The organism is Micromonospora sp. URMC 103, assembly GCF_051386435.1.
In the GTDB taxonomy this organism is placed as follows: Bacteria; Actinomycetota; Actinomycetes; order Mycobacteriales; family Micromonosporaceae; genus Micromonospora.
In genome coordinates, this window is record NZ_JBPQTR010000005.1 from 2,110,829 (window position 1) to 2,133,568 (window position 22,740).

The 22,740-nt window shown below is 73.3% G+C and carries 19 protein-coding genes; 14 read left to right on the forward strand and 5 right to left on the reverse strand.

All coding sequences use genetic code 11. The annotated features are described in order from the left end of the window. Positions 1–158 precede the first annotated feature (158 nt). Genes ACSNOA_RS22965 through ACSNOA_RS22975 form a run of 3 tightly spaced genes read left to right on the forward strand, consistent with a single transcriptional unit; the run spans position 159 to position 2,656 of the window. Complete coding sequence (locus ACSNOA_RS22965) at positions 159–386, forward strand: hypothetical protein (protein WP_436661294.1); 228 nt, start codon at positions 159–161, stop codon at positions 384–386. 22 nt (positions 387–408) lie between these two features. Continuing rightward, on the forward strand, positions 409–930 hold the full coding sequence (locus ACSNOA_RS22970; RefSeq protein WP_436661296.1) for a PH domain-containing protein: 522 nt from the start codon (positions 409–411) through the stop codon (positions 928–930). Between the two features lie 43 nt (positions 931–973). Beyond that, positions 974–2,656, forward strand: coding sequence for a PH domain-containing protein (locus tag ACSNOA_RS22975; RefSeq protein ID WP_436661297.1), 1,683 nt, complete (start codon positions 974–976; stop codon positions 2,654–2,656). Positions 2,657–2,822: 166 nt separating this feature from the next. Here ACSNOA_RS22975 and ACSNOA_RS22980 read toward each other — a convergent pair whose 3' ends face one another. After that, entirely contained in the window at positions 2,823–3,863 is a 1,041-nt protein-coding gene (locus ACSNOA_RS22980; RefSeq protein WP_436661299.1) for a phosphatase PAP2 family protein, read from the reverse strand. 124 nt (positions 3,864–3,987) lie between these two features. On the opposite strand from ACSNOA_RS22980, the gene ACSNOA_RS22985 reads away from it, so the two are divergent. From ACSNOA_RS22985 to ACSNOA_RS22995, 3 genes are read left to right on the forward strand one after another with little or no spacing between them, the layout of a single operon-like run. Next, positions 3,988–5,643, forward strand: a complete 1,656-nt coding sequence (locus tag ACSNOA_RS22985) for a Na+/H+ antiporter (RefSeq protein WP_436661301.1) — start codon at positions 3,988–3,990, stop codon at positions 5,641–5,643. A gap of 56 nt (positions 5,644–5,699) precedes the next feature. Continuing rightward, positions 5,700–6,104, forward strand: coding sequence for a thioesterase family protein (locus ACSNOA_RS22990; protein WP_436661302.1), 405 nt, complete (start codon positions 5,700–5,702; stop codon positions 6,102–6,104). Then, entirely contained in the window at positions 6,101–6,931 is an 831-nt protein-coding gene (locus ACSNOA_RS22995; RefSeq protein WP_436661304.1) for an MBL fold metallo-hydrolase, read from the forward strand. The genes ACSNOA_RS22990 and ACSNOA_RS22995 overlap by 4 nt, the downstream gene beginning before the upstream one ends. A gap of 43 nt (positions 6,932–6,974) precedes the next feature. Here ACSNOA_RS22995 and ACSNOA_RS23000 read toward each other — a convergent pair whose 3' ends face one another. Beyond that, positions 6,975–7,424: a MarR family winged helix-turn-helix transcriptional regulator gene (locus tag ACSNOA_RS23000; protein WP_436661306.1), complete on the reverse strand. Its 450-nt coding sequence runs from the start codon at positions 7,422–7,424 to the stop codon at positions 6,975–6,977. Positions 7,425–7,505: 81 nt separating this feature from the next. Here ACSNOA_RS23000 and ACSNOA_RS23005 point away from each other — a divergent pair, with 81 nt between their 5' ends. Next, the gene (locus tag ACSNOA_RS23005) at positions 7,506–8,750 is read left to right on the forward strand and encodes a multidrug effflux MFS transporter (protein ID WP_436661307.1); all 1,245 of its coding nucleotides are present in this window, start codon (positions 7,506–7,508) and stop codon (positions 8,748–8,750) included. An 18-nt stretch (positions 8,751–8,768) separates the two neighbouring features. On the opposite strand, the gene ACSNOA_RS23010 is transcribed toward ACSNOA_RS23005, so the two are convergent. Next, positions 8,769–9,704: a carbohydrate kinase family protein gene (locus ACSNOA_RS23010; protein WP_436661309.1), complete on the reverse strand. Its 936-nt coding sequence runs from the start codon at positions 9,702–9,704 to the stop codon at positions 8,769–8,771. A 104-nt stretch (positions 9,705–9,808) separates the two neighbouring features. Here ACSNOA_RS23010 and ACSNOA_RS23015 point away from each other — a divergent pair, with 104 nt between their 5' ends. Continuing rightward, complete coding sequence (locus tag ACSNOA_RS23015) at positions 9,809–10,003, forward strand: nuclear transport factor 2 family protein (RefSeq protein WP_436661311.1); 195 nt, start codon at positions 9,809–9,811, stop codon at positions 10,001–10,003. A 29-nt stretch (positions 10,004–10,032) separates the two neighbouring features. Here ACSNOA_RS23015 and ACSNOA_RS23020 read toward each other — a convergent pair whose 3' ends face one another. Beyond that, positions 10,033–11,187, reverse strand: a complete 1,155-nt coding sequence (locus ACSNOA_RS23020; protein ID WP_436661312.1) for an XdhC family protein — start codon at positions 11,185–11,187, stop codon at positions 10,033–10,035. 228 nt (positions 11,188–11,415) lie between these two features. Here ACSNOA_RS23020 and ACSNOA_RS23025 point away from each other — a divergent pair, with 228 nt between their 5' ends. The 3 genes from ACSNOA_RS23025 to ACSNOA_RS23035 are packed head-to-tail and all read left to right on the forward strand — an operon-like array spanning position 11,416 to position 15,076. Further along, positions 11,416–11,850, forward strand: coding sequence for a (2Fe-2S)-binding protein (locus tag ACSNOA_RS23025; RefSeq protein ID WP_436662416.1), 435 nt, complete (start codon positions 11,416–11,418; stop codon positions 11,848–11,850). Further along, the gene (locus ACSNOA_RS23030; protein ID WP_436661314.1) at positions 11,847–12,842 is read left to right on the forward strand and encodes an FAD binding domain-containing protein; all 996 of its coding nucleotides are present in this window, start codon (positions 11,847–11,849) and stop codon (positions 12,840–12,842) included. The genes ACSNOA_RS23025 and ACSNOA_RS23030 overlap by 4 nt, the downstream gene beginning before the upstream one ends. Further along, the gene (locus ACSNOA_RS23035; RefSeq protein WP_436661316.1) at positions 12,839–15,076 is read left to right on the forward strand and encodes a xanthine dehydrogenase family protein molybdopterin-binding subunit; all 2,238 of its coding nucleotides are present in this window, start codon (positions 12,839–12,841) and stop codon (positions 15,074–15,076) included. The genes ACSNOA_RS23030 and ACSNOA_RS23035 overlap by 4 nt, the downstream gene beginning before the upstream one ends. Before the next feature lie 79 nt (positions 15,077–15,155). Here the strand turns inward: ACSNOA_RS23035 and asnB are convergent, their stop codons facing one another. Continuing rightward, positions 15,156–17,117 carry an asparagine synthase (glutamine-hydrolyzing) gene (gene asnB, locus ACSNOA_RS23040; protein ID WP_436661318.1) on the reverse strand — a complete coding sequence of 654 codons (1,962 nt, stop codon included), beginning with the start codon at positions 17,115–17,117 and terminating at the stop codon, positions 15,156–15,158. Positions 17,118–17,250: 133 nt separating this feature from the next. On the opposite strand from asnB, the gene ACSNOA_RS23045 reads away from it, so the two are divergent. The 3 genes from ACSNOA_RS23045 (at position 17,251) to ACSNOA_RS23055 (ending at position 22,713) form a co-directional block, all read left to right on the forward strand. Further along, complete coding sequence (locus tag ACSNOA_RS23045) at positions 17,251–18,732, forward strand: aminopeptidase P family protein (protein WP_436661319.1); 1,482 nt, start codon at positions 17,251–17,253, stop codon at positions 18,730–18,732. Positions 18,733–19,023: 291 nt separating this feature from the next. Continuing rightward, on the forward strand, positions 19,024–20,793 hold the full coding sequence (locus tag ACSNOA_RS23050) for a right-handed parallel beta-helix repeat-containing protein (RefSeq protein ID WP_436661321.1): 1,770 nt from the start codon (positions 19,024–19,026) through the stop codon (positions 20,791–20,793). 306 nt (positions 20,794–21,099) lie between these two features. Next, entirely contained in the window at positions 21,100–22,713 is a 1,614-nt protein-coding gene (locus ACSNOA_RS23055; protein ID WP_436661323.1) for a right-handed parallel beta-helix repeat-containing protein, read from the forward strand. The last annotated feature ends 27 nt before the right edge of the window (positions 22,714–22,740 follow it).

The following is a 22,740-nucleotide window of genomic DNA, read 5'->3' on the forward strand; positions in this document are numbered from 1 at the left end:
AGCCGATTTTCGCCACGCCGTCGCCGCTGACCGAATCGCCGCACTCGGGGTGGACAGGAGCGGGCCCGGCGCGTGTACGATTCACCCGTCGCCGGGCGGCTCCCCCCGTGGCCGCCCGGCGCTCAACCTCCCCGTCCCGCCGCAATAGACTGGCCGGGATGAGCACCCCAGCCCCCGCCGACGAGCCGCTGACCTGCTCGGCCAAGGGGTGCCGCGCCCCCGCCTCCTGGTCCCTTCGGTGGAACAATCCGCGGCTGCACGATCCCGACCGGCGCAAGACCTGGCTGGCCTGCCCGGCGCACCGGGAGACGCTCGGAGACTTTCTCGAAGCCCGAGGCTTTCTCCGTGAGGTGGCGCCGCTGTCATCCCCTACGCTCGAAGCGTGAGCGCGCAGAACGGACCTTCCTGGTGAGCGGAGCCGACCTCGGCGGGCCGCCGACCGTCGGGCCGCTGGAGCCGTGGCCGGCGACCGTCCGGTGGCAGCCGATCTCCCGCGACCTGATCTGGGTGCAGCTGATCCGCATGGGTGTCCTGCTCGCGGTGGTCGTCGTCGCGGTGGCGCTCGGCTGGGCGTTCAGCGGGCACTGGGTGTTCGCCCTGGTCCTCGGCGTCGTCCTGCTGCTCGGCGCCCTGCGGGCCGTGTCGGTCGTCCGCGCGGTCCGCGCCTGGGGGTACGCCGAACGCGAGGACGATCTGCTCGTGCGGCACGGCCTGCTGGTCCGGCGGCTCTCCATCGTCCCGTACGCCCGGATGCAGTTCGTCGACGTCAGCGCCGGGCCGCTGGAGCGCGCCTTCGACCTCGCCACCGTTCAGTTGCACACCGCCGCGGCGGCCAGCGACGCGCGGGTGCCGGGGCTGCGCCCGGCCGAGGCGTCGCGGCTGCGCGACCGGCTCACCGCCCTCGGCGAGGACCGGGCGGAAGGGCTGTGACCGTGCGCACCGGCGGCTTCCCGGCGTCCGCGGAGCCGGCCCCATGACCGAGGGCCCCGCCGAGTCGGGCACCCGCCCGCCCGCTCCGCCCCCGCCTCCCGGGCCGCCGCCCCCCTCCGACGCGACCTCCCATCCCGGCCCGCCGCCGCACCCGGCCGTCCCGCCGCCGTATCCGCCGTCCCCGCCGCCGTATCCGCCGTCTCCGCCGCACGGCGCGGCGCCGTGGTCTCCCGGGCCGTACCCGCCGCCCGGCGCGCCGCCGTGGCCTCCCGGGCCCTACCCGCCGCACGGCGGCGTGCCCTACCCGCCGCAGCCCGGCGGCCCTGGACCGTACCCACCGCAGCCCGGCGGCCCCGAGCCCTACCCGCCGCAGCCCGGCGGCGGGCCGGAGGAGCCCCGGCGGCGGCTGCATCCGCTGAGCCCCGTGCTCCAGGGCGCCAAGTCGCTGGTCGTGGTGATCGCCGGTCTCTCCTGGTCGACCCTGTCCCGGGTGGGCTTCGGCTGGTTCGCCGCGATGGTGGCCGTCCTGGCCCTCGGCACCACCGTGCTCTCGATCATCAGCTGGTACAACACCGGCTACCACGTGGTGGGCCGGGAACTGCGGGTGCACGAAGGCCTGCTCTGGCGACGGACCCGCGCCATCCCGCTGGAACGGTTGCAGGCCGTCGAGGTGGTCCGGCCCCTGCTCGCCCAGCTCACCGGCCTGGCCGAGCTGCGGCTCGAGGTGGTCGGCGGTGGCAAGACGGAGGCGCCGCTCGCGTACCTCACCGTCGCCGAGGCGGCCGCGCTGCGGGAGCGGCTGCTGGCCCTGGCCGGTCGGGCCGGTCAGCCGGTCGGCGCCCCCGCCGCTCCGGCGGCCGGTGGCCCGCAGGCGGTCCCGGCCGGTCCGGCGGCCACGCCGTCGACCGCGCCGCCCGGCCGGCACCTGCACACCGTACGCAACAAGGACCTGCTGGTCAGCCAGCTGCTCACCCCGCAGGCGTTCCTGCTGCCGTTCGGTGTGGCCTTCGTGGTGGCGCAGTTCCTGTCCGAGGGCTCGTGGTCGTTCATCGCGGTGGCGAGCACCCTCACCGCGATGGCGGGCGTGGTGCTCCAGCCGGTGCGCCGGGTGCTCGACGACTGGAACTTCCGCCTCGCCCGCGACGGCGGCACGCTGCGCGTACGCAACGGCCTGCTGGAGACCCGGGCGCAGACCGTCCCGCTGCACCGGGTGCAGACCGTGCGGGCCACCTGGCCGCTGCTGTGGCGGATGAAGGGCTGGCTCCGGCTCCGGCTCGAGGTGGCCGGCTACTCGGTCGGCGAGGGCGACGAGCGCAACCGCCCGGACCGGCTGCTGCCGGTCGGCGACCTGCCCACCGCCGAGATGATCGTGGCCGAGGTGCTCCCCGCGGTGGGCCTCACCGGTCTGCCGCTCACCCCGCCTCCGGTGCGGGCCCGGTGGCTGCACCCGCTGGGGCGGGGCGCGCTCGGCGCCGGGCTGCACGAGCGGGTCGTGGCCGTCCGGTCCGGGCTGCTCACCCGGCAGCTCACCGTGGTGCCGTACGCCCGGATCCAGAGCGTGCGGGTGGTGCAGGGGCCGGTGCAGCGGCGGCTCGGGCTGGCCACCGTGCACGTGGACACGGCGGGCGGCGCGGGCGCGGCGGCCCAGGATCGTGATCTGGCGGAGGCGTGGGCCCTGGCCGCCGAGGTGACGGCGCGCACGCACGCCGCCCGCCGCACCACCTGACCGCCACCCGTTCCGCCCGCCCCCCCCCCCCCCCCCCCCCCCCCCCCCCCCCCCCCCCCCCCCCCGCCGCCGTCGATCATGCACTTGTGGTGGCCGATCGGGGCGGTTACACACCTTTCGTCCACCACCACTACTGCATGATCGCCCGGAGGGGCGGTGGGGGCGGTTAGCGGGTGGCGGGGACGGCTGGCGTGTCGGCGGCTGGCGCCGTGTCGGCGGGGGGCGGGGGCGGGGACGGCTCGTCGGTCGGGGTGCGGCGCGCGCGGCGGGCGGCCCACCAGCGCTCGGCGAGGCCCACCACGAGGTAGGTCAGCCCCACGTACGCCCAGCCGACGAGCACGTCGATCACGTAGTGCTCGCCGGAGTACACGAGGGTGAACGTCATGGCCAGCGGGTAGGCGAGCAGCAGCGGCCACCAGCGCCGCCGGGTGGCGGTCAGGAAGAACAGCACCACGAACAGCGCCCAGGCGGTGTGCAGCGAGGGCATGGCGGCGACCGGGTTCGAGGCGACCTGGCCGGCGTTGAGCAGGTTGCCGGCGCCGTGCATCCCGAACTCCTTCCACCCCCGGGTGGAGATGCGGGCGACCTCCTCGATCAGCCCGTTCTGCGCGGCCCACCAGGGCGGGGCGGCCGGGTAGAGAAAGTAGGTGGCCAGGCCGGCGGCGCAGAGGAAGCCCCACCGCCGCATGTACGCCCCCCAGCGCGCCCGGTTGCGCAGCCAAAGCACGGCGGCCGCGGCCAGCGCCACCACGAAGTGGGAGAAGTAGATCCAGCTCACCAGCACGTCCCACCACTGCACCTGCGGCCGGTAGAGGTGCTGCTGCAACCAGACCGTGGGCACCTGCCCGCCGGTCGCCCAGCCGAACATGAACCGGTCGGCGGCGACCAGCTCGTACGCGTGCGGGACGGCACCGTTGTCGGCGAACCCGCGGGAGAGGTTGTAGACCGCGAAGAGCAGCACCACGGGGATCCAGTCCCGGGCGAAGCGCAGGTGGCTGCGCCAGGGCCGGGTCGAGTTCCAGGCGATGGTGGCCGCCCAGATCCAGACGAACGCGTACGCCGGGTCGGTCGGCAGCCCGATGGCGAGCCAGCCGGCCACGAAGGCGACCCCCCAGATCGTCATGGCGACCAGACGGCGACGCCCGCCGTCGGGCGACGTGGGCGGGTCGGTCCGGGCGGGGGGCTGGGGGTCAGTCGCGACGGCCATCGCGGTCAAGGTTAGCGGCGGCCTGGCCATCGACCGACGCCGACCACCAGCGGGGCGGGCCCCGCTGAACCGCCACACCGGCCCGGGCCTGCGGCGGGCGCGGCCGGGGACACCCGTGGCGGCGATGACCCGATCAGACCGTCCGCCCGACGTTAGGCTCAGCCGACGGGCGCGGTGTTCGGAGGAGGCAGATCTGCTCGGTCTCGAACTCGTCGTGCTCGTCGGTCTGGCCCTGCTCGTGTCGAGCGTCCTCGCGCGTCGCCTCCGGGTCCCCCCGCCGGTGCTCCTGCTCGGCAGCGGCGTGCTGCTGGGGTTCGCGCCCGCGCTACGGGAGGCGCACCTGCCGCCCCAGATCGTCCTGCTGCTCTTCCTGCCCGCGCTGCTGTTCTGGGAGAGCCTGACCACCTCGCTCCGCGAGATCCGCAGCAACCTCCGGGTCATCGTCCTGCTCAGCACGCTGCTCGTGGTCGCGACGGCGGCGGCGGTGGCGGCGGTGGCGCACGCGCTTGGCCTGCCGTGGGGGCCCGCGTGGGTGCTCGGCGCGGCGGTGGCGCCGACCGACGCGACGGCGGTGGGCGTGCTCGCCCGGGCGCTGCCACGGCGCACGGTCACGGTCCTCCGCGCGGAGAGCCTGGTCAACGACGGCACGGCCCTCGTCATCTACGGCCTCGCCGTCGGCATCACGGTGGGCGAGGAGCGTCTCACGACGCCGCACGTCTCGTGGCTCGTCGTGCTCGCGTACGGCGGCGGCGCGCTCGTCGGGTTGGCGATCGGGTGGCTGCTGCTCCAGGTCCGCCGGCGGACCCACGATCCCCTTCAGGACAACCTGGTCTCCCTGCTGTTTCCGTTCACCGCGTTCCTGGTGGCCGAGCGGATCCACGCCTCCGGCGTTCTCGCCGTCGTGGTGACCGGGCTGTGGCTGAGCCAGGCCGGACCCCGGGAGGTGCGCGCGGACACCCGCCAGCAGGGAACGGCGTTCTGGACGCTGTCCACGTTCGTGCTCAACGGCGCGCTGTTCGTGCTCATCGGATTGGAGGTGCAGTCGGCAGTACGCGGCCTGACCAGCGTCGACGTCACCCGGGGGCTGCTCGCGGTGGGCGCCGTGTCGGCGACCGTGATCGGCGTACGGTTCGCCTGGCACTTCACGACGCCGTACGTGATCCGCCTGGTGGACCGGCGCCCGCAGCAGCGCCTGCGCCGGGTCGGCGCCCGCGCGCGGGTGGTGAGCGGGATCGCCGGGTTCCGGGGCGCGGTGTCGCTCGCCGCGGCGCTCGCGGTGCCGCAGACGCTGCGGTCGGGGGCGCCGTTCCCCGACCGGGACACGATCGTGTTCGTCACGGCCGGGGTGATCGTGGTGACGCTCGTGACGCAGGGGCTGCTGCTGCCGGCCGTGGTGCGGTGGGCCCGGCTGCCCCGCGACACCGCGGCCGAGCGCGAGCTGCACCTGGCCGAGACGGTCGCCACCGAGGAGGCGCTCGACGCGCTGCCGCGCCTCGCCGCCGACCTCGGCACCGACCCCGACGTCGTGGAGCGGCTGAGCCGGGAGTACCGGAAGCGCCTGCGGGTGTTGCGCGCCAGCCGGGGCGAGACCGACGACGAGGTCGTGCTGCGGTACGACGAGCAGTACAACGCGCTGCGCCGGGCCGTGCTCGCGTACAAGCGTGCCGCCGTGGTCCGCCTGCGCGACGAGCGCCACATCGACGACAGCGTGCTGCGGCAGGTGCAGTACCGAATCGACCTGGAGGAGGTGCGCCTGGCCCGGCCCGAGGCGTCGGAGTGACCGGGCCGGACGCGCGGGCGTGGTCCGCCGGGCTGCCGGGCATCTAGGCTTTCGCCATGCAGGAGCAGACGCAGCCCACGTTTCCGCCGGGGCTGGCCGCCCGGGTGGAGCTGACCGTCACCGACGCCGACACCGCGCAGGCGGTCGGCTCGGGAGACGTCCCCGTGCTGGGCACGCCCCGCGTCCTCGCGCTCGCCGAGGCCGCCACGGTGGCGGCGACCGCCACGAGCCTGCCGGCCGGCATGACGACGGTCGGGGTGCGGGTCGAGCTGGACCACCGCGCCGCCACTCCGGTGGGACGGACGGTCCGCGCGCAGGCCCGGCTCGCCACGGTGGACGGGCGGCGGCTGCTGTTCGAGGTGAGCGTCACCGACGGCGGGGAGATCGTGGCCGACGGGCGGGTGGAGCGGCTGCTCGTCGACCGCCAGCGCTTCGTGGATCGCGCCACGCGCAGCGCATGACCGCCGGTTTCGTGGCGGTCGCCGACGGGGTGCACGTGCTCAACGAGCCGCTGCTCGACGTGAACGTCACGCTGGTCGTGGGTGACGGCGCCGCGTTGGTCGTCGACACGCTCTCCACCGCCTTGCAGGCCGCCGAGCTGGCCGCCGCCGTCCGGGAGGTCACCACGGCGCCGTGGACGGTGGTGAACACGCACCACCACTTCGACCACTGCTTCGGCAACGCGGTGCTCGCCGCCGACCCGCCCCGGCCGGTCTACGCGCACGAGCGCGCCGCCGACGCGCTCCGCCGTCACCCGGACCGGCTGCGGCGGGAGGCGTACGCCGAGGTGAGCGCGGGATGGCCGCAGCTCGCGGCCGCGGTGGCGGGCACCGCGCTGCTGGCGCCGACGCACCGCGTACGCGCCGAGAGCGTGCTCGACGTGGGCGGCCGGCGGGTGCTGCTGCGTCACCCCGGCCCGGCGCACACCGACGGCGACCTGATGGTGCACGTGCCGGACGCGGACGTGCTCGTGGCCGGCGACCTCGTCGAGCAGAGCGGGCCGCCCGCCTTCGAGGACGCGTACCCCCTGCGGTGGCCGGACGCGGTCGCCGACCTGCTCCGGCTGACCACGCCCGCCACGGTGGTGGTTCCCGGGCACGGCACGCCGGTCGGCGTGGCTTTCGTGCGGGCGCAGCAGCGCCAGCTCGCCGAGTTGGCGGGCCGCATCCGCGACGGGCACCGCGACCGCCTGCCGCCGGAGCGGGTGGCCGCGGGCGCGCCGTTCGGCCCGCGGGCCGCCCTCGTCGCCGTCCAGCGGGGCTACGCCGAACTGGCGAGCACCGCCTGAGTGCCGCGGCCGGCCGCCGGCCGGTGCGGCGCGTCGCCGCCGGTCAGGGGGACGGCGCCCGCAGCAGCGCGGCGAGCCGGTCCAGGTGCGGGACGGCCGCGGCCACCGCGGCGCGCGCGTCGGGATCCAGGCGGGACAGCGCCTCGGTGAGCAGCTCGGTGCGGCGCCGGTCGTAGTCGGCCATCCGGTCCCGCGCCGCCTCCGTGAGCCGGAGCCGCACCACCCGCCCGTCCGCCGGGTCACGCTCGCGCTCCAGCAGCCCGACGGCCGCGAGATCCCGCACGAGCGTGCTCACGGTGTTCGGCGCGGTCCGCAGCCGCCCGGCCGCCTCCTTGACGCTCACCCCCGGCTGGGCGCGGATCACGAGCAGCAGCTCGACCTGCGCGTCGGGCAGCGCCGAGCGGTTGGCCCGCTGGTTGACCGAGCGGCGCATCAGCCGGTGCAGGTCACTGACCACCGCACCGAGCCGCGCCGTCCCCTCGCCGTCCGGCATGACCTCACCCACGTCGCCGTGCAATACCTCTGGACACAGAGCTAAAGTACCCGAGTTCGTCGTCGTGAGGAGACCTCTTCCGTGGCACCGACCGCCCAACCGACCCTGGCCCGGGCAGCGGCCGGGCGACCCCCGGCCGCCGACCGCGCGCGCACCGGCCGGGGACTGCTGCCGCTGCTCGGCCTGCTGACCGCGTTCGGGCCGCTGTCGCTGGACATGTACCTGCCGGCCTTTCCCGAGATGACCCGGGACCTCGGGGCCGACCAGGCGCAGATCCAGCTGTCGCTCACCACCTGCCTCATCGGGATGGCCCTCGGCCAGCTCGTCACCGGCCCGCTGAGCGACCGGTGGGGCCGGCGGCGGCCGGTGCTGGCCGGCGTCGCCGCGTACGCCCTGCTCTCACTGGTCTGCGCGATCGCGCCGAACGCCCCCGCGCTGGCCGGGGCGCGCTTCGCCCAGGGGTTCGCCGGCGGAATGGGCGTCGTGGTGGCGCGGGCCGTCGTCCGCGACCTGCACTCCGGTCGGGCCGCCGCGAAGTACTTCTCCCGGCTCACGCTCGTCTTCGGCGTCGCCCCCGTGGCCGCGCCCGGCGTCGGCAGCCTGGTGCTGCGGTTCGGCTCGTGGCGCGCCGTCTTCGTGACGCTCGCGGTGATCGGCCTGCTGCTCGCCGCCGCGGTGGCCTGGCGGCTGCCCGAGACGCTGCCGGCGGAGCGCCGCAGCGACGGCGGGCTGCTCGCCACCGCGCGGACCATGCGCTCGCTGGCCGTCGACCGCATCTACCTCGGGTACGCCCTCACGCAGGGCCTCGCCTTCGCCGGCCTGTTCGCCTACATCTCCGGGTCCTCGTTCGTCTTCCAGGACGTCTTCGGAGTCTCCGGCGGCACGTTCAGCCTGATCTTCGGGCTCAACGCGCTGGCCCTGGTGGCCACCGGGCAGGCCAACGCGCGCCTGCTCGACCGGTTCGGCCCACGGACCCTGCTCACCCGCGCCCTGGTCGTCAGCGTCGTGGCCGCCGCCGGGCTGCTCGCCGGCGCCGTCGCCGGCGGCCCCTGGGTGGTGGCCGGGAGCCTCTTCGTCTTCGTCGGCTCGCTGGGCATGGTGACGCCGAACAGCACGGCGCTCGGGCTCGACCGGCACCCGCGCCACGCCGGCACGGCCGCGGCGCTCATGGGCACCGTCCAGTCGGTGGTCGGCGCGCTCGCAGCCCCGCTCGTCGGCCTCGGCGGCGAGGGCAGCGCCGTACCGATGGCCGCCGTGGTGGCCGGAGCGGTCGCGCTCTCCCTCACCGCCGTGGTGGTCCTCACGCGCTCCGCCGACGCCCCCTGACCGGCGGCCGGCCACCGCTCACCCCGCGAAGCGGGCGAGCACCTCGGCGCGGGTCGGCATGGCGGTGGCCCCACCGGGAGACTCGCAGACCAGCCCCGCCACGCGCAGCGCGAAGGCCACCCGCTCGACCCATTCGGCCGGCTCGTCCGGCTCCCCCGCGACGAGCAGGTCGGCGATGAGCGCGGCCATCACCGAGTCACCCGCGCCGGTGGTGTCCACGGGATCGATCCGGGGCGCGGGAACGAGGACCGGGTCGGCGTCGGCGGCGGCCAGCACCGCGCCGTCCGCGCCGAGGGTCACCACCACCGTGGCGGCGCCCAACTCGCGCAGGTAGGCGGCCACCCCCTCGACCGGCTCACCGGGATAGAGCAGCCCGGCGTCGGCGGCACTCAACTTCACGACGTGGGCGCCGGCCGCGAACTCGGCCACCACCTCGCGCAGGCCCGCGAGCGCGGCCGGGCCGTCGAGCAGCCGCGGCCGGACGTTCGGGTCGAAGACCCGCAGGCCGTCGGCCAGCGCCCACGCCCGCCGGGCCGCGGCCAGCACCGTCGGCCGGAGCAGCACGACCGACCCGCAGTAGAGCACGTCGGCGCCCGCGACCAGGTCGACGTCGAGGTCGTCCGCGCCGAGCAGGCCGTACGAGGGCGGCTCGCCGTAGAAGCGGAAGTCCGGCTCGGCTCCGGAGTGGGTGACCACCGCGAGCGCGGTCGCCGCCGGCACGGTGACCGCCCCGTCGAGGCCGACGCCGACACTGCCCAGGAACTCGCGGATCCGGCCGGCCAGCACGTCGTCCCCGAGGGAGCCGACGAACTGCGACGCGCCACCGAGCCGGGCCACACCCACGGCGACGTTGAGCGGCCCGCCGCCGATCGCCTGCCGGTAGACCGGCGTGCCGTCGTACTCGGTCTCCAGCAGGTCCACCAGTGCCTCGCCGAGCACCACCGCGTATCCCATCCCGGTCCCTTCCTCGTCGCGCCACGGGCCACCGCGCCGTCCGGCGGGCGCGCGCCCATCGCGCCCGGGGAATCGTGTCGCACCAGGCTGGCACAGTACGCGGCATGACGGCCGTCGAAGACACGGTATTGGCGTACTGGGACGCGTGCGAGGCACGGGACTGGGAGCGGTTCGCGGCGCTGCTCGCCGACGACGTGGTCTACCACCTGCCGCAGACCGGGAGCGGATCCGGGGCCGCGCGGCCCTGCTCCGCTTCAACCAGGAATACCCGGGCGACTGGCACCTCGCGGCCGAGCTGACCGACGCCACCGGCCGTGGCCGGCCAGCCCTACCCCGTGTGGTGGATCGGGCCGGGCAGGTCGGCCAGCGGGCGGCCGGAGCCGCCCCACCGGCCCGCCACGATCTGGGCGGCCACGCTCACCGCCGTCTCCTCGGGGGTGCGCCCGCCCAGGTCCAGCCCGATCGGTGAGGCGAGCCGGGCGAGCTGCGCGGCGCTCACCCCCGCCTCGCGCAGGCGCTTGCGCCGCTCGTCGTGGGTGCGCCGGGACCCCATGGCCCCCACGTACGCCAGCCGGTGGCGCAGCGCCAGCTCCAGCACCGGCACGTCGAAGCGCGGGTCGTGCGTCAGCACGCAGACCGCCGTGCGGCCGTCGACCCGGCCGGCGTCCAGCTCCGCCCGCAGGTACCGGTGTGGCCAGTCGACCACCACCTCGTCCGCGTCGGGGAAGCGCCGGGGCGTCGCGAAGACCGGCCGGGCGTCGCAGACGGTCACCCGGTAGCCGAGGAACGCGCCGATACGGGCCACCGCGGCCGCGAAGTCGATGGCACCGAACACGATCATCCGAGGCGCCGTGGCGTACGCCGCCACGAAGAGACTCACGCCGCTGCCGCGGCGCTGCCCGTCGTAGCCGTACCGGAGCAGCCCGCTGCGACCGGCCGCGAGCAGCCCGAGCGCGTCCGCGGCGGCCGCCGCGTCCAACCGTTCGCTGCCGAGTGAGCCGGCCACCCGGTCGCCGGTCAGCACGAGCCGCCGGCCGAGCCGCCGCGCCGGGTCGGCGGGGGCCACCGTGCCGGGCGGATCGGCCGCGTCGGCCGCGACGCAGGTGACGACGGCCGCCGGTGCACCGGCCCGGCGTGCCGAGACGACCTCGTCGAGGTGGGGGAAGCCGGCGAGGTCCACCCGCTCGACGAACACCTCCAGGATTCCGCCGCAGGTCAGGCCCACGGCGTACGCGTCGTCGTCGCTCACGCCGTAGCGGGTCAGCTCTGGCGTGCCGGTGGCGAGGACGGCGCGCGCCCGTTCGTAGAGGTCGGCCTCCACGCAGCCGCCGGAGACGCTGCCGGTGACCGTGCCGTCCGCCGCGACGAGCATCGCGGCGCCGGGTGGCTGTGGCGCGGACCGCCAGGTGGCCACGACGGTGGCCACCGCCACCGCCTCCCCGGCCCGGCAGCGCCGGTGCACCTCGTCGAGGACGTCCCGCACGCCGCCTCCCCTCCGTTCCGGCCGGACGGCTCGCGCCGGACGGGTTAAGTCCGGTCAACAGTCGCAAACCGGCTCTATCCGGAATATATGGTCGGGCCGAATACAAGGGGGTGCGAGTTGGCGAAGTCGTACCAGGCCACGAGGACGGCGCCGTCTCCGGACAGCGCCGTGGTGCGGGGGCCGGGCGAGGTCGAGGTCCGCCTGCGGGTGAACGGGCGGGACCGGACGATGCTCATCGAGCCGCGGGTGAGCCTGCTCGACGCGCTCCGGGACCGGCTCGAGCTGACCGGGACGAAGAAGGGCTGCAACCAGGGTGCCTGCGGGGCGTGCACGGTCTGGGTCGACGGTCGGCGGGTGCTGTCCTGCCTGACCCTCGCCATCACCTGCGAGAACCGGGAGGTGACCACTGTCGAGGCGCTCTCGGAGGGCGACACGCTGCACCCGATGCAGCAGGCCTTCCTGGACTGCGACGCCTTCCAGTGCGGCTACTGCACGCCCGGCCAGCTCATGTCCGCCGTGGCGCTGCTCGACGAGGGGCACGCCGGCGACGACGCGGAGATCAAGGAGTACATGAGCGGCAACCTCTGCCGCTGCGCCGCGTACCCGCACATCCGGGCGGCGATCCGTCGGGTGCGGGACGAGCAGGGAGGGCAGCGACGGTGATTCCCATCAGCTACTCCCGGGTCTCCGACGTGGGGACCGCCATCGGCACCGTCGCCGCCGACCCGGACAGCGCGTTCCTGGCCGGCGGCACGACCCAGATCGACCTGCTGCGCATCTACGTCGAGCAGCCCCGCCGCCTCGTCGACATCAACGACCTGCCGTTGAACCGGGTGGAGGAGCTGCCCGGCGGCGGGCTGCGCATCGGCGGGCTGGCCCGGATGAGCGACGTGGCCGAGGACCCGAGGGTGCGGCAGCGCTATCCCATGGTGTCCGAGGCGCTGGTGCTCGGCGCCTCCCCGCAGCTGCGGCACATGGCCACGGTGGCCGGCAACCTCATGCAGCGCGTGCGGTGCACCTACTTCCGCGACACCGACGCCGGATGCAACAAGCGCGCCCCCGGCACCGGGTGCAGCGCCATGGAGGGGGTCAACCGGGGGCACGCGGTGCTCGGCACGAGCGACTGCTGCATCGCCACCCACCCGTCGGACCTGGGAGTGGCGCTGCAGGCGCTGGACGCGGTGGTGCAGACCGAGGGCCCGGCGGGACAGCGGACCATCCCCATCGACGACTTCTACCTGCTTCCCGGCCAGACCCCGGAGCGGGAGCACCCGCTGGACCACGGCGAGCTGGTGACGGGCATCGACCTACCGCCGCTACCGGTGGCAGCAACCTCCCGGTACATCAAGATCCGCGACCGCGAGTCGTACGAGTTCGCGCTCGCCGCGATCGCGGTGGCCCTGTCGGTGAGGGACGGACGGATCGCCGAGGTCCGGTTGGCCCTCGGCGGGCTGGCCACGAAGCCGTGGCGGGCCCGGGCCGCCGAGCGGGAACTCGACGGCGCGCCCGCGACCGTCGAGTCGTTCACCCGCGCCGCCGAGGCGGAGATGGCGGGGGCGGTCCCGCACGGCATGAACGCCTTCAAGATCGAACTTGGCAAGCGGACCATCGTTCGCGCCCTCGCGGAGATGGCGCAGCAGGAGGGGACGAGATGAGCCCGGCGATCGGCGCGACCCTGAACCGGGTGGACGGCCGCTTCAAGGTACGCGGCGAGTCCCGCTACTCGGCGGAGGTCCCGGTACCGAACCTGGCCCACGCGGTGGTCGTGAACTCGAAGATCGCCAACGGCCGGATCACCTCGATCGACACCAGCGACGCCGAGCGGGCCGAGGGCGTGCTCGCCGTGCTCACCCACCGCAACCTGGGCCGGGTCGCCACCGTCCCGCGGCTGCTGCCGTCGCTGGCCGGCCTCGCCGCGCCCGGACAGACCTTCTTCCCGATGCAGGACGAGAACGTCCACTACGGCGGTCAGCCGATCGCGATCGTCATCGCCGACACCATCGAGCGCGCCGACCACGCCGGCACCCTGATCCGCGTCGAATACGACACGAAACCCGCGATCACCCTGGTCGACCAGGGTCGCGACCACGCGTACGTGCCGGAGCGGATCTTCGGCGGCCTGCTGCCCGGGAAGGGGGCCCGTGGCGACGTGGGGAAGGCGCTCGACGAGGCGGAGGTGCGCGTCGACGCCACCTTCCGCTTCGCGCCCAACCACCACAACCCCATCGAGATGTCCGCGAGCACCGCCGTGTGGGACGACGTCGACCGGCTGACCGTCTACGACTCGACGCAGGGGCCGAACTCCGTCCAGTTCACCCTCGCCGAGCTGCTCGGCCTGCCGCCGATCTCCATCCGCGTGGTCGCCCACGCCGTGGGGGGCAGCTTCGGCTCCAAGGCGATGGTCTGGCACCACCCGGCGCTCGCCGCGCTCGCCGCCCGGCACGTCGGCCGGCCGGTCCGGCTGGTGCTCACCCGGGAGCAGATGTTCACCTCCTGCGGGCACCGTGAGGAGCAGGAACAGCGGATCACCATCGGCGCCCGCGCCGACGGCCGGATCACGGCGCTGCGGCACCACAAGCTCTCTCTCACGTCACCGTTCGACGACTGGGCCGAGCCGTCGTTGCAGAGCGCGTCGGTGGCCTACCTCAACCCGAACTACGAGGGCATCTACCACCTCGTCCGGGGCAACACCATCACGCCGACCTTCATGCGCGCCCCCGGCGAGGCGAGCGGCATGTTCGCGCTGGAGTGCGCGATGGACGAGCTGGCCGAGCGGATCGGGATCGACCCGGTCGAGTTGCGGGTGCGCAACTACTCGGACACCGACCCGGAGAGCGGCAAGCCCTGGTCCAGCAGCGGGCTCAAGGAGTGCTACGCGCGGGCCGCCGAGCTGTTCGGCTGGCACGACCGCGACCCGCGGCCCCGGTCCCGGCAGGAGGGGCAGTGGCTCATCGGCACCGGCATGGCGAGCGCCCTCTACCCGGTGACCCAGCCGGTGAACCCGCAGCGGGCCCGGGCCCGGCTCTACAACGACGGCACGGCGGTCGTCGAGGCCGGTGTCTCCGAGTTCGGCACCGGCGTCTTCACGGCCATGACCCAGGTCGCCGCCGACGCGCTGGGCCTTCCCGTGGAGCGGGTGCGGTTCGTGGGCGGCAGCAGCGACCTACCGAACATCACGGCCGCGGTGGGGTCCGCCGGCACCAGCGCGGTCGGTTCCGCCGTGCACCTGGCGGCGTGCGAGCTGCGCGACCAGCTGATCCAGCGCGCGGTGGCCGATTCCCACTCGCCGCTCCGCGGCGCCGACCCCGCTCGGGTCGAGGTCCGCGACGGCAAGATGGTGCTCTGCGACCGGCCCGACGTCGGCGAGACGTACGCCGACCTCCTGCACCGGACCATGACGCCGGACGTCGAGGTGATCGGCACCTGGAACCCGCCCCCGCAGGACGCCGAGTACGGCGTCCACACGTTCGGCGCGCAGATGGCCGAGGTGGCGGTGGACGCCGACCTCGGGGTGGTCCGGGTGCGCCGCATGGTCGGCGTGTTCTCGCCGGGGCGGGTGCTCAACAAGAAGACCGCGCACAGCCAGCTCATGGGCGGGATGCTCTGGGGACTGGGCCAGGCGCTGCTGGAGGCCACCCGGATGGACCCGCGGCTGGGACGCTGGGCCAACTCCAGCCTCGCCGACTACCTGGTGCCGGTCAACGCCGACGCCCCGGACGTCGTGGTGGACACCGTCGAACTGCGCGACGACGCGGTGAACCCGATCGGGATCAAGGGCGTCGGCGAGATCGGCGTGGTGGGCGCGGCCGCGGCCATCGCCAACGCCGTCTACCACGCGACGGGCCGCCGCCAGTACGAACTGCCGATCACACTGGAGAAGCTGCTCTGAGGCCCGGGCCTGCGCGGCACCGGCCGGCCGGACCCCCGCGACCGGCCCGGCCGGGCGGGCCGGCCGGGCACGGGGTGGGTCAGCGGACCATGGAGCCGACGACGGGCTTGGTGAGCAGGGCGGACTGGTTGCGCTGGATGCCCGGGTCGAGGGTCTTGGCCACGAAGATGGCGTGCCAGATGCAGAAGATCAGCACCGTCCACACCTTGCGCGAGTGGTCCGCCTCCTCGCGCTTGTGCTCCTCGAGCAGCCGCAGCGCGTACGACAGGTCGAGCAGGTCGCCCGCGCCGGAGGTGGTGAGCACGTGCCGGGCCCACTCGTACATCTCGCCGCGCAGCCACACCCGGGTCGGGGTGGGGAAGCCCAGCTTCTTCCGGTTGACGATGGCCGGCGGCACGACGCCCTGCAGCGCCTGCCGCATGGCGTACTTCGTGGCGTCGGAGCGCGGCGGGAGCTTCAGGTCCACCGGGATCTTCGCGGCGACGTCGAAGACCTCGCGGTCGAGGAACGGCACCCGCACCTCGAGCGAGTGGGCCATCGAGATGCGGTCGGCCTTGACCAGGATGTCGCCGCGCAGCCAGGTGTAGAGGTCGACGTACTGCATCTTGGTGACGTCGTCCAGCTCGGTGGCCTCGGCGTAGATCGGCGCGGTCACGTCGGTGTAGCGCACCGAGGGGTCGTACCGGCGCAGCAGGTGCTGCTTCTCCTCCTCGGTGAACATCCGGGCGTTGCCGTAGTAGCGCTGCTCGATCGGGGTGGTGCCCCGCTCGAGGAAGCTCTTGCCCTTCACACCCTGCGGGATGGCCTTCGAGACCGCCCGCAGACCCTTCTGCACACCGCCGGGCAGACCGTTGACCGAACTCAGCGACAGCGGCTCCCGGTAGATGGTGTACCCGCCGAAGAACTCGTCCGCGCCCTCGCCGGAGAGCACCACGGTGACGTGCTCGGCGGCCTTCTTCGCCACGAAGTAGAGCGGCACCAGCGCCGGGTCGGCCACCGGGTCGTCGAGGTGCCAGACGATCTTCGGCAGCGCCTCCATCATGTCCTGCGGCCCGATCTTGGTCGGGATCGTGGTGACGTCGAGGTGGCGGGCCGACTCCTGCGCGACGTCGATCTCCGAGTAGCCGGGCACGTCGTACCCGACCGTGAAGGTGAGGATGTTCGGGTTGAACTCCCGCGCGAGGGCCACCACGGCGGTGGAGTCGATGCCGCTGGAGAGGAACGAGCCGACCGGCACGTCCGACCGCATGTGCATCCGGACGCTCTCGCGCAGCGTCTCCCGGATCTCGTGGTAGAGCTTCTGCTCGTCGTCGACCGGGCCGGGCCGGAACACCGGCCGGTACCAGCGGCGCACGTCGATCCGGCCGCCGGGTGACCAGGTGAGGTACTCGCCGGAGCCGATCCGGCTGATCCCCTTGTGCAGGGTGCCGGGCTCGGGCACGTACTGCAGGGTCAGGTAGTGGCTGAGGTTGGCCGTGTCGATGCCCGCGTCGCCCTGGTAGTTGGAGTGCGCGAAGGGCAGCAGCGCCTTCTTCTCGGAGGCGAGGTAGAGGCCATCGGCGGTCTCCAGGTAGTGCAGCGGCTTGATGCCGAAGTAGTCGCGGGCGCCGAACGCGCGCCGCTCCTGCCGGTCCCAGATGACGAAGGCGAACATGCCCCGCAGCCGGGTGACCACCTGCTCGCCCCAGTAGTGGTAGCCGGCGACGATCACCTCGCCGTCGCCGGCCGTGGCGAACCGGGCGCCGTAGTCGCGGACCAGCTCGTCGCGCAGCTCGATGTAGTTGTAGATCTCGCCGTTGAACGTGAGCAGGTACCGGCCCTCGGCGTAGGGCAGCGGCTCGTGGCTGGAGGCCACGTCGATGATCGCCAGGCGCTTGTGGGCGAACACGCCGTCCGCGTACCGGCCGGACGCGTCGCCCACGACCTCGACCCCGGTCTCGTCCGGGCCACGGTGGTGCAGGCATTCCAACGCGCCGGCGATGTGGTCGCGGTGCGCGGCGGCGTCACCGCGCGCGCTGAAGAAGGCCAGGAGTCCGCACATGGTGGTCATCTTTCCACGGGCGGCGAACGGCCGTCGCGGCCGTCCGGCGATCCGGACCGGCCGCCGGCCGGTGCCACCGCCTTCCCGACGCGAGGTACCGTCGCACCAGCAACGACGCGAAAGGGGACGGCGCATGACCGAGGAGCGCACCGACGGCAAGGCGACGGACGGCACCGAATCGCATGATCCGGACTTTCCGGAGGCGTTCCTGTCCTTCATGCGGCAGGGCTGGCGCGACAGCGAGCTGCCGGTGGGCCCGCGCCCCGAGGTCCCCCACTACGCCAAGCGCCGGGCCGCCCTCTCGGCCGCCTTCCCGGGCGAGACGCTGGTGATCCCCACGGGCAACGAGAAGGTCCGCGCCAACGACACGGCCTACGCGTTCCGGCCCGGCAGCGACTTCGCCTACCTGACGGGCGACCTGGACCCGGACAGCGTGCTCGTGCTGCGGCCGAACGGGTCCGGCCACGACGCCACCCTGTACATGCGTCCCCGCTCGTCCCGGCAGACCGACGAGTTCTTCCGCAGCCGCCACGGGGAGCTCTGGGTGGGCCGGCGGCACACGCTCGCCGAGAAGTCGACCGAGCTGGGCATGCCGACCGCCGACCTCACGGAACTGGACGCGGCGCTCGCCGACCTGGCGCCGGGGCGTACGCGGGTGCTGCGCGGCTTCGACCCGCACGTGGACGCGGCCGTGCGCCCGTACGACGGCGCGCGCGCCGAGGGCCAGCCGGCCCGGGACCGGGAGCTGGCGATCGCGATCTCCGAGCTCAAGCTCGTCAAGGACGAGTGGGAGATCGCCCAGCTCCAGGACGCGATCGACGCGACCGTCCGCGGCTTCGAGGACGTGGCCCGGGTGCTCCCCGCCGACCGGGCCGTCTCCGAGCGGCTGTTGGAAGGCGTCTTCGGGCTGCGCGCCCGGCACGACGGCAACGACGTGGGCTACAGCTCGATCGTGGGCGCGGGCGAGCACGCCACGATCCTGCACTGGGTGCACAACCACGGCGCCACCCGGCCGGGCGACCTGCTGCTCATGGACATGGGCGTGGAGAACCGCAACCTCTACACCGCCGACGTCACCAGGGTGCTGCCCGTGAACGGCCGGTTCACCGCCCTGCAGCGGCAGGTGTACGACATCGTCTACGCGTCGCAGCAGGCGGGCATCGAGTTCATCAGGCCGGGGGTGAAGTTCCGCGACGTGCACCTGACGTGCATGCGGGTGCTCGCCGAGGGCCTGGCCGACCTGGGTCTGCTGCCGGTGAGCGTGGACGAGGCGATGGACGAGAAGTCGACCGTCTACCGGCGTTGGACGCTGCACGGCTTCGGGCACATGCTCGGCATCGACGTGCACGACTGCGCGAACGCCCGCAAGGAGGCGTACCGCGAGGGCGCCCTGGGCGAGGGCTACGTGCTCACCGTCGAGCCGGGGCTCTACTTCCAGCCGGAGGACGAGCTCGTCCCCGAGGAGCTGCGCGGCATCGGCATCCGGATCGAGGACGACATCCTGGTCACCGCCACCGGCGCGGTGAACCTCTCGGCGGGGCTGCCGCGCACCGCCGACGAGGTGGAGACGTGGCTGGCCGCGCAGCGGGAGGCCGGGCCGCGCCTGCCGGGCTGATCCGGAGCACCGACGAACGGCGGGCCCCGCCGCCGGCTACGACGTCACCGACGTCCGCCGGCCGCGGGGCCCGCCGCGTTTGTGCTGCTCGTACGCCTCCTGCCGCGACTCGCCGGGTTGCCACCGCGAATGCCCGGTCCGAGATGAATGCGGGGTTTTCTCGGATAAGTCCTCGTCGCGAGGATCCTTCTCATACGGTGGCCATCAGAGGCTGCAACCGATTTGTAGCTGGTCGCGCCGTCTTCGGCTGGTGCGACCCCGTCTGGTAGCAGGAAAGGGCGGAAGGCTCTGATGTCCAGTGACGTAACGAATCCCGACGGTGGGGCCGCTCCGGCGCCGCCACCGAGGTCAGGACGGCGCAAACTCTGGGTGGCCGCCGGCGTCGCCGGCCTGACCGGCGTGGTCGCTCTGGCCGCGCTGGGCGGCCTGGCCGCGCGGGACGACAAGTCCGGCGCACCGGACCGGCTCTCCGACGCCCAGTCGTCGGCCCCGAAGCAGAACGTCAGCGACGCCGGCAAGGCCGAGGCGGGCGACGACGAGAACGCCAGGGGCGAGGACGCCAAGGGCGAGGACGACTGGGCCGGGGGCGACTGGAGCGGCCAGGGGGACCGCGCCGGCCAGGACCGTGACAAGGGCAAGGACGACAAGGGCAAGGACGAGGACCGCAAGGACGAAGACCGCAAGGACGAGGACCGTAAGCACGACGACAGGGCGAAGGAGGTGCCCTGCAACACGGACAAGCTGATCCAGGCGCTCGTCTTCGCCAACGACAACCACGGCGCGACGCTCCAGCTCGCCAAGCACTGCACCTACAACCTGACCCGCACCGACGAGTTCGGCAACGGCCTGCCGGTGATCACCGAGGACGTCACCCTCAAGGGCGACGACACCAAGATCGTCCGGGACGCCACCGCCGACGACTTCCGCATCCTCAACGTCGGCCCCGGCGGGCACCTCACCATCAAGGGCCTGACCATCAAGGGCGGCCAGACCACCGAACGGCGGGTCTCCGTCGACCCGGCGACCGTGTGGTCCCGCTACTCCAACTCGGTCCAGGCGACGGCCGCCGCCAAGGCGGGCAACCTGGCCAGCCTGGAGGCCGACACGGTGAAGGCCCGGGCGAAGGCCGGGACCGCCCCCGCCACGAAGCCGGCGGGCCCCAGCGACGCCGGCACCCTGGTCGAGGAGCCCGAGGTCAACGACGGCGCCGGCATCCTGGTGCAGCCGGGCGGCCGGGCCGACATCGAGTACAGCGAAATCGTCCGCAACCAGTCGGGCGGCAAGGGCGGCGGGTTGGCCAACTTCGGGCAGACCCGGATCAGCAAGAGCACCGTCGCGGAGAACACCGCGTTCCTCTACGGGGGTGGCATCTTCAACGCCGGCGTCCTCCAGGTGGACGAGTCGAAGGTCAGGGACAACGAGGCCGGCATCGGCGGCGGCGGCGTCGCCAACGGCGCGCCGGGCATCTTCGCCGACGACGTCGACGGCGGGTCGGTCTGGCTCTACAAGACCGAGGTCACCGGCAACAAGACCATCGGCTTCGGCGGCGGCATCCTCGATGTCGAGGGTGACACCAAGCTGGACGACGCGAAGGTCACCGACAACACGGCCGTGCTCGCCGGAGGCGGCATCGCGACGGCGGACAGCCAGCTCACGCTCAAGCACACCACCGTCGCCAAAAACAGCACAGTGGGTGTCGGTGGCGGCCTCGCCATCGCGTTCGACAGCGTGGCGACCATCGAGGACAGCAGCATCAGGGACAACGTCGCCGGGTTCTTCGGCGCCGGCCTCTTCGTCGAGGACAGCACCGTGACGCTGCGCAAGAGCGAGGTCGTCGACAACCGGGCCATCGGGCCGCTGGGCATCGGCGGCGGCATCTTCACCATCTTCGGCAGCACCGTAACGCTGACCGAGACCAAGGTGGTGGGCAACGTCGCCACCCTGCGACTGGGGGGCGGCATCTTCAACTCGCCGAGCAGCGAGGTGCGGCTGGACGACAAGTCGGCCGTCAAGGGCAACCGCCCGACCAACTGCTTCAACGTTCCCGGCTGCTTCGCCTGACCGCGAAGGGCTGGTCCACATAGAGGAAGGCCCCTCCGTGCCGTCGTCCACGGCACGGAGGGGCTCTTCCGTTTGCGCCGCCTCTGGGGCGGCCCGGCCCTGCTCGTCGTGTCCGCGCCCCGCCGGGCGGCCCTGTGCCCACTCCGCACGCACCCGCACCTAATGCGGGGTTCTTTCGGATATGGCCACGAGACGAAGAACATTCTCATACGTTGTGGTTCGGGAGCTACAACCGATTTGTAGCAGGGGACGCACCTCTGAGGCGGCGCGACCCTGTCTGGTACGAGGAGAGGGCAGAGAGCTCCGATGTCCAATCACCTAACCAACAACGAAGCCGCGGAGCCGGCTGCGGGGGCGAAGAGCCGCCGCAGGATCTGGCTCGCCAGTGGCGTGGCCGGGCTCACCGGTGTGGTCAGCCTTGCCGCGGTCGGCGTCGCGACAGGCGCCGGCGCGGCCGGCGCGGACGGCCTGCGGTGGGCCACCGCCCAGGTCAGCAGCGACGATGACCGGGGTAACGAGGGTCGCGACCGGGACGACAAGGGCAAGGACGAGGACCGCAAGGACGAGGACCGTAAGCACGACGACAGGGCGAAGGAGGTGCCCTGCAACACGGACAAGCTGATCCAGGCGCTCGTCTTCGCCAACGACAACCACGGCGCGACGCTCCAGCTCGCCAAGCACTGCACCTACAACCTGACCCGCACCGACGAGTTCGGCAACGGCCTGCCGGTGATCACCGAGGACGTCACCCTCAAGGGCGACGACACCAAGATCGTCCGGGACGCCACCGCCGACGACTTCCGCATCCTCAACGTCGGCCCCGGCGGGCACCTCACCATCAAGGGCCTGACCATCAAGGGCGGCCAGACCACCGACTACCTGAACACGCTTGAGCCGGCGGCCGTCTGGTCGGCGTACTCGAGCGCGGGTGACCTGTCGGCAGCCGCGCAGAAGGCCGGCAAGGTCGTGGCCACCCCGCAGCGGTCGGCGCTCAAGGCCGTACCCAAGGCCACCCCGAAGGCAGGTGTCGGCACACTGGTCGAGGAGCCGGGCTTCTTCGACGGCGCCGGCATCCTGGTCCAGCCGGGCGGCACCGCCGACATCGAGCGCAGCGAGATCGTGCAGAACCAGTCCGGCGGCAACGGTGGTGGCGTGGCCAACTTCGGCACCACCAGCATCCGGCAGAGCACGGTGACCGAGAACACCGCCTTCTTCTTCGGCGGCGGTGTCTTCAACGCCGGCGTGCTGAGGGTCTTCGAGGCCAACATCAAGAACAACGAGGCGGGCATCGGCGGCGCCGGCATCGCCAACGGCGCCGCGGAGATCTTCACCGACGACATCGACGGCGGCACCGTCTGGGTCGAGAAGACCGACATCAGCTCGAACAAGACGATCGGCTTCGGCGGCGGCATCCTCGACATCGAGGGCAACACCACGGTGAAGCAGTCGAAGATCACCGAGAACACGGCGCTCGTCGCCGGCGGCGGCATCGCCGCGGCGGAGTCCTCGCTGAACCTCTTCGACGTCAAGGTCGAGAAGAACAGCACGCTGCTCGCGGGCGGCGGCCTCGCCATCGCCTTCGACAGCGTGGCCACCATCGAGGACAGCAGCATCAAGGACAACGTCTCCGCCTTCATCGGCGGCGGCCTGTTCGTCGAGGACAGCGTCGTGACGCTGCGCAAGAGCGAGGTCGTCGGCAACCGCGCGGTCGGTCCCTTCGGCACCGCCGGCGGCATCTTCAACTTCTTCGGCGATGTGCGTCTGGACAAGTCGAAGGTGGCGTACAACAGCTCCACCAACGCTCCGGGTGGTGTCTGGACGAACAACGGCTTCCGGGTGGACGACAAGTCGGCCATCACCGCCAACCGTCCGACCAACTGCCTCGGCAGCCCGGACATCCCGCAGAACTGCTTCGGCTGACACCGACCGGTCGAGACAGGGACCGGC

Coding starts and splice junctions, on each gene's coding strand:
- ACSNOA_RS22965 (WP_436661294.1), top strand. CDS start 159: ATGAGCACCCCAGCCCCCGCCGACGAGCCGCTGACCTGCTCGGCCAAG.
- ACSNOA_RS22975 (WP_436661297.1), top strand. CDS start 974: ATGACCGAGGGCCCCGCCGAGTCGGGCACCCGCCCGCCCGCTCCGCCC.
- ACSNOA_RS22980 (WP_436661299.1), bottom strand. CDS start 3,863: ATGGCCGTCGCGACTGACCCCCAGCCCCCCGCCCGGACCGACCCGCCC.
- ACSNOA_RS22985 (WP_436661301.1), top strand. CDS start 3,988: ATGACCCGATCAGACCGTCCGCCCGACGTTAGGCTCAGCCGACGGGCG.
- ACSNOA_RS22990 (WP_436661302.1), top strand. CDS start 5,700: ATGCAGGAGCAGACGCAGCCCACGTTTCCGCCGGGGCTGGCCGCCCGG.
- ACSNOA_RS22995 (WP_436661304.1), top strand. CDS start 6,101: ATGACCGCCGGTTTCGTGGCGGTCGCCGACGGGGTGCACGTGCTCAAC.
- ACSNOA_RS23000 (WP_436661306.1), bottom strand. CDS start 7,424: ATGCCGGACGGCGAGGGGACGGCGCGGCTCGGTGCGGTGGTCAGTGAC.
- ACSNOA_RS23010 (WP_436661309.1), bottom strand. CDS start 9,704: ATGGGATACGCGGTGGTGCTCGGCGAGGCACTGGTGGACCTGCTGGAG.
- ACSNOA_RS23015 (WP_436661311.1), top strand. CDS start 9,809: ATGACGGCCGTCGAAGACACGGTATTGGCGTACTGGGACGCGTGCGAG.
- ACSNOA_RS23025 (WP_436662416.1), top strand. CDS start 11,416: ATGCTCATCGAGCCGCGGGTGAGCCTGCTCGACGCGCTCCGGGACCGG.
- ACSNOA_RS23035 (WP_436661316.1), top strand. CDS start 12,839: ATGAGCCCGGCGATCGGCGCGACCCTGAACCGGGTGGACGGCCGCTTC.
- asnB (WP_436661318.1), bottom strand. CDS start 17,117: ATGTGCGGACTCCTGGCCTTCTTCAGCGCGCGCGGTGACGCCGCCGCG.
- ACSNOA_RS23045 (WP_436661319.1), top strand. CDS start 17,251: ATGACCGAGGAGCGCACCGACGGCAAGGCGACGGACGGCACCGAATCG.
- ACSNOA_RS23050 (WP_436661321.1), top strand. CDS start 19,024: ATGTCCAGTGACGTAACGAATCCCGACGGTGGGGCCGCTCCGGCGCCG.
- ACSNOA_RS23055 (WP_436661323.1), top strand. CDS start 21,100: ATGTCCAATCACCTAACCAACAACGAAGCCGCGGAGCCGGCTGCGGGG.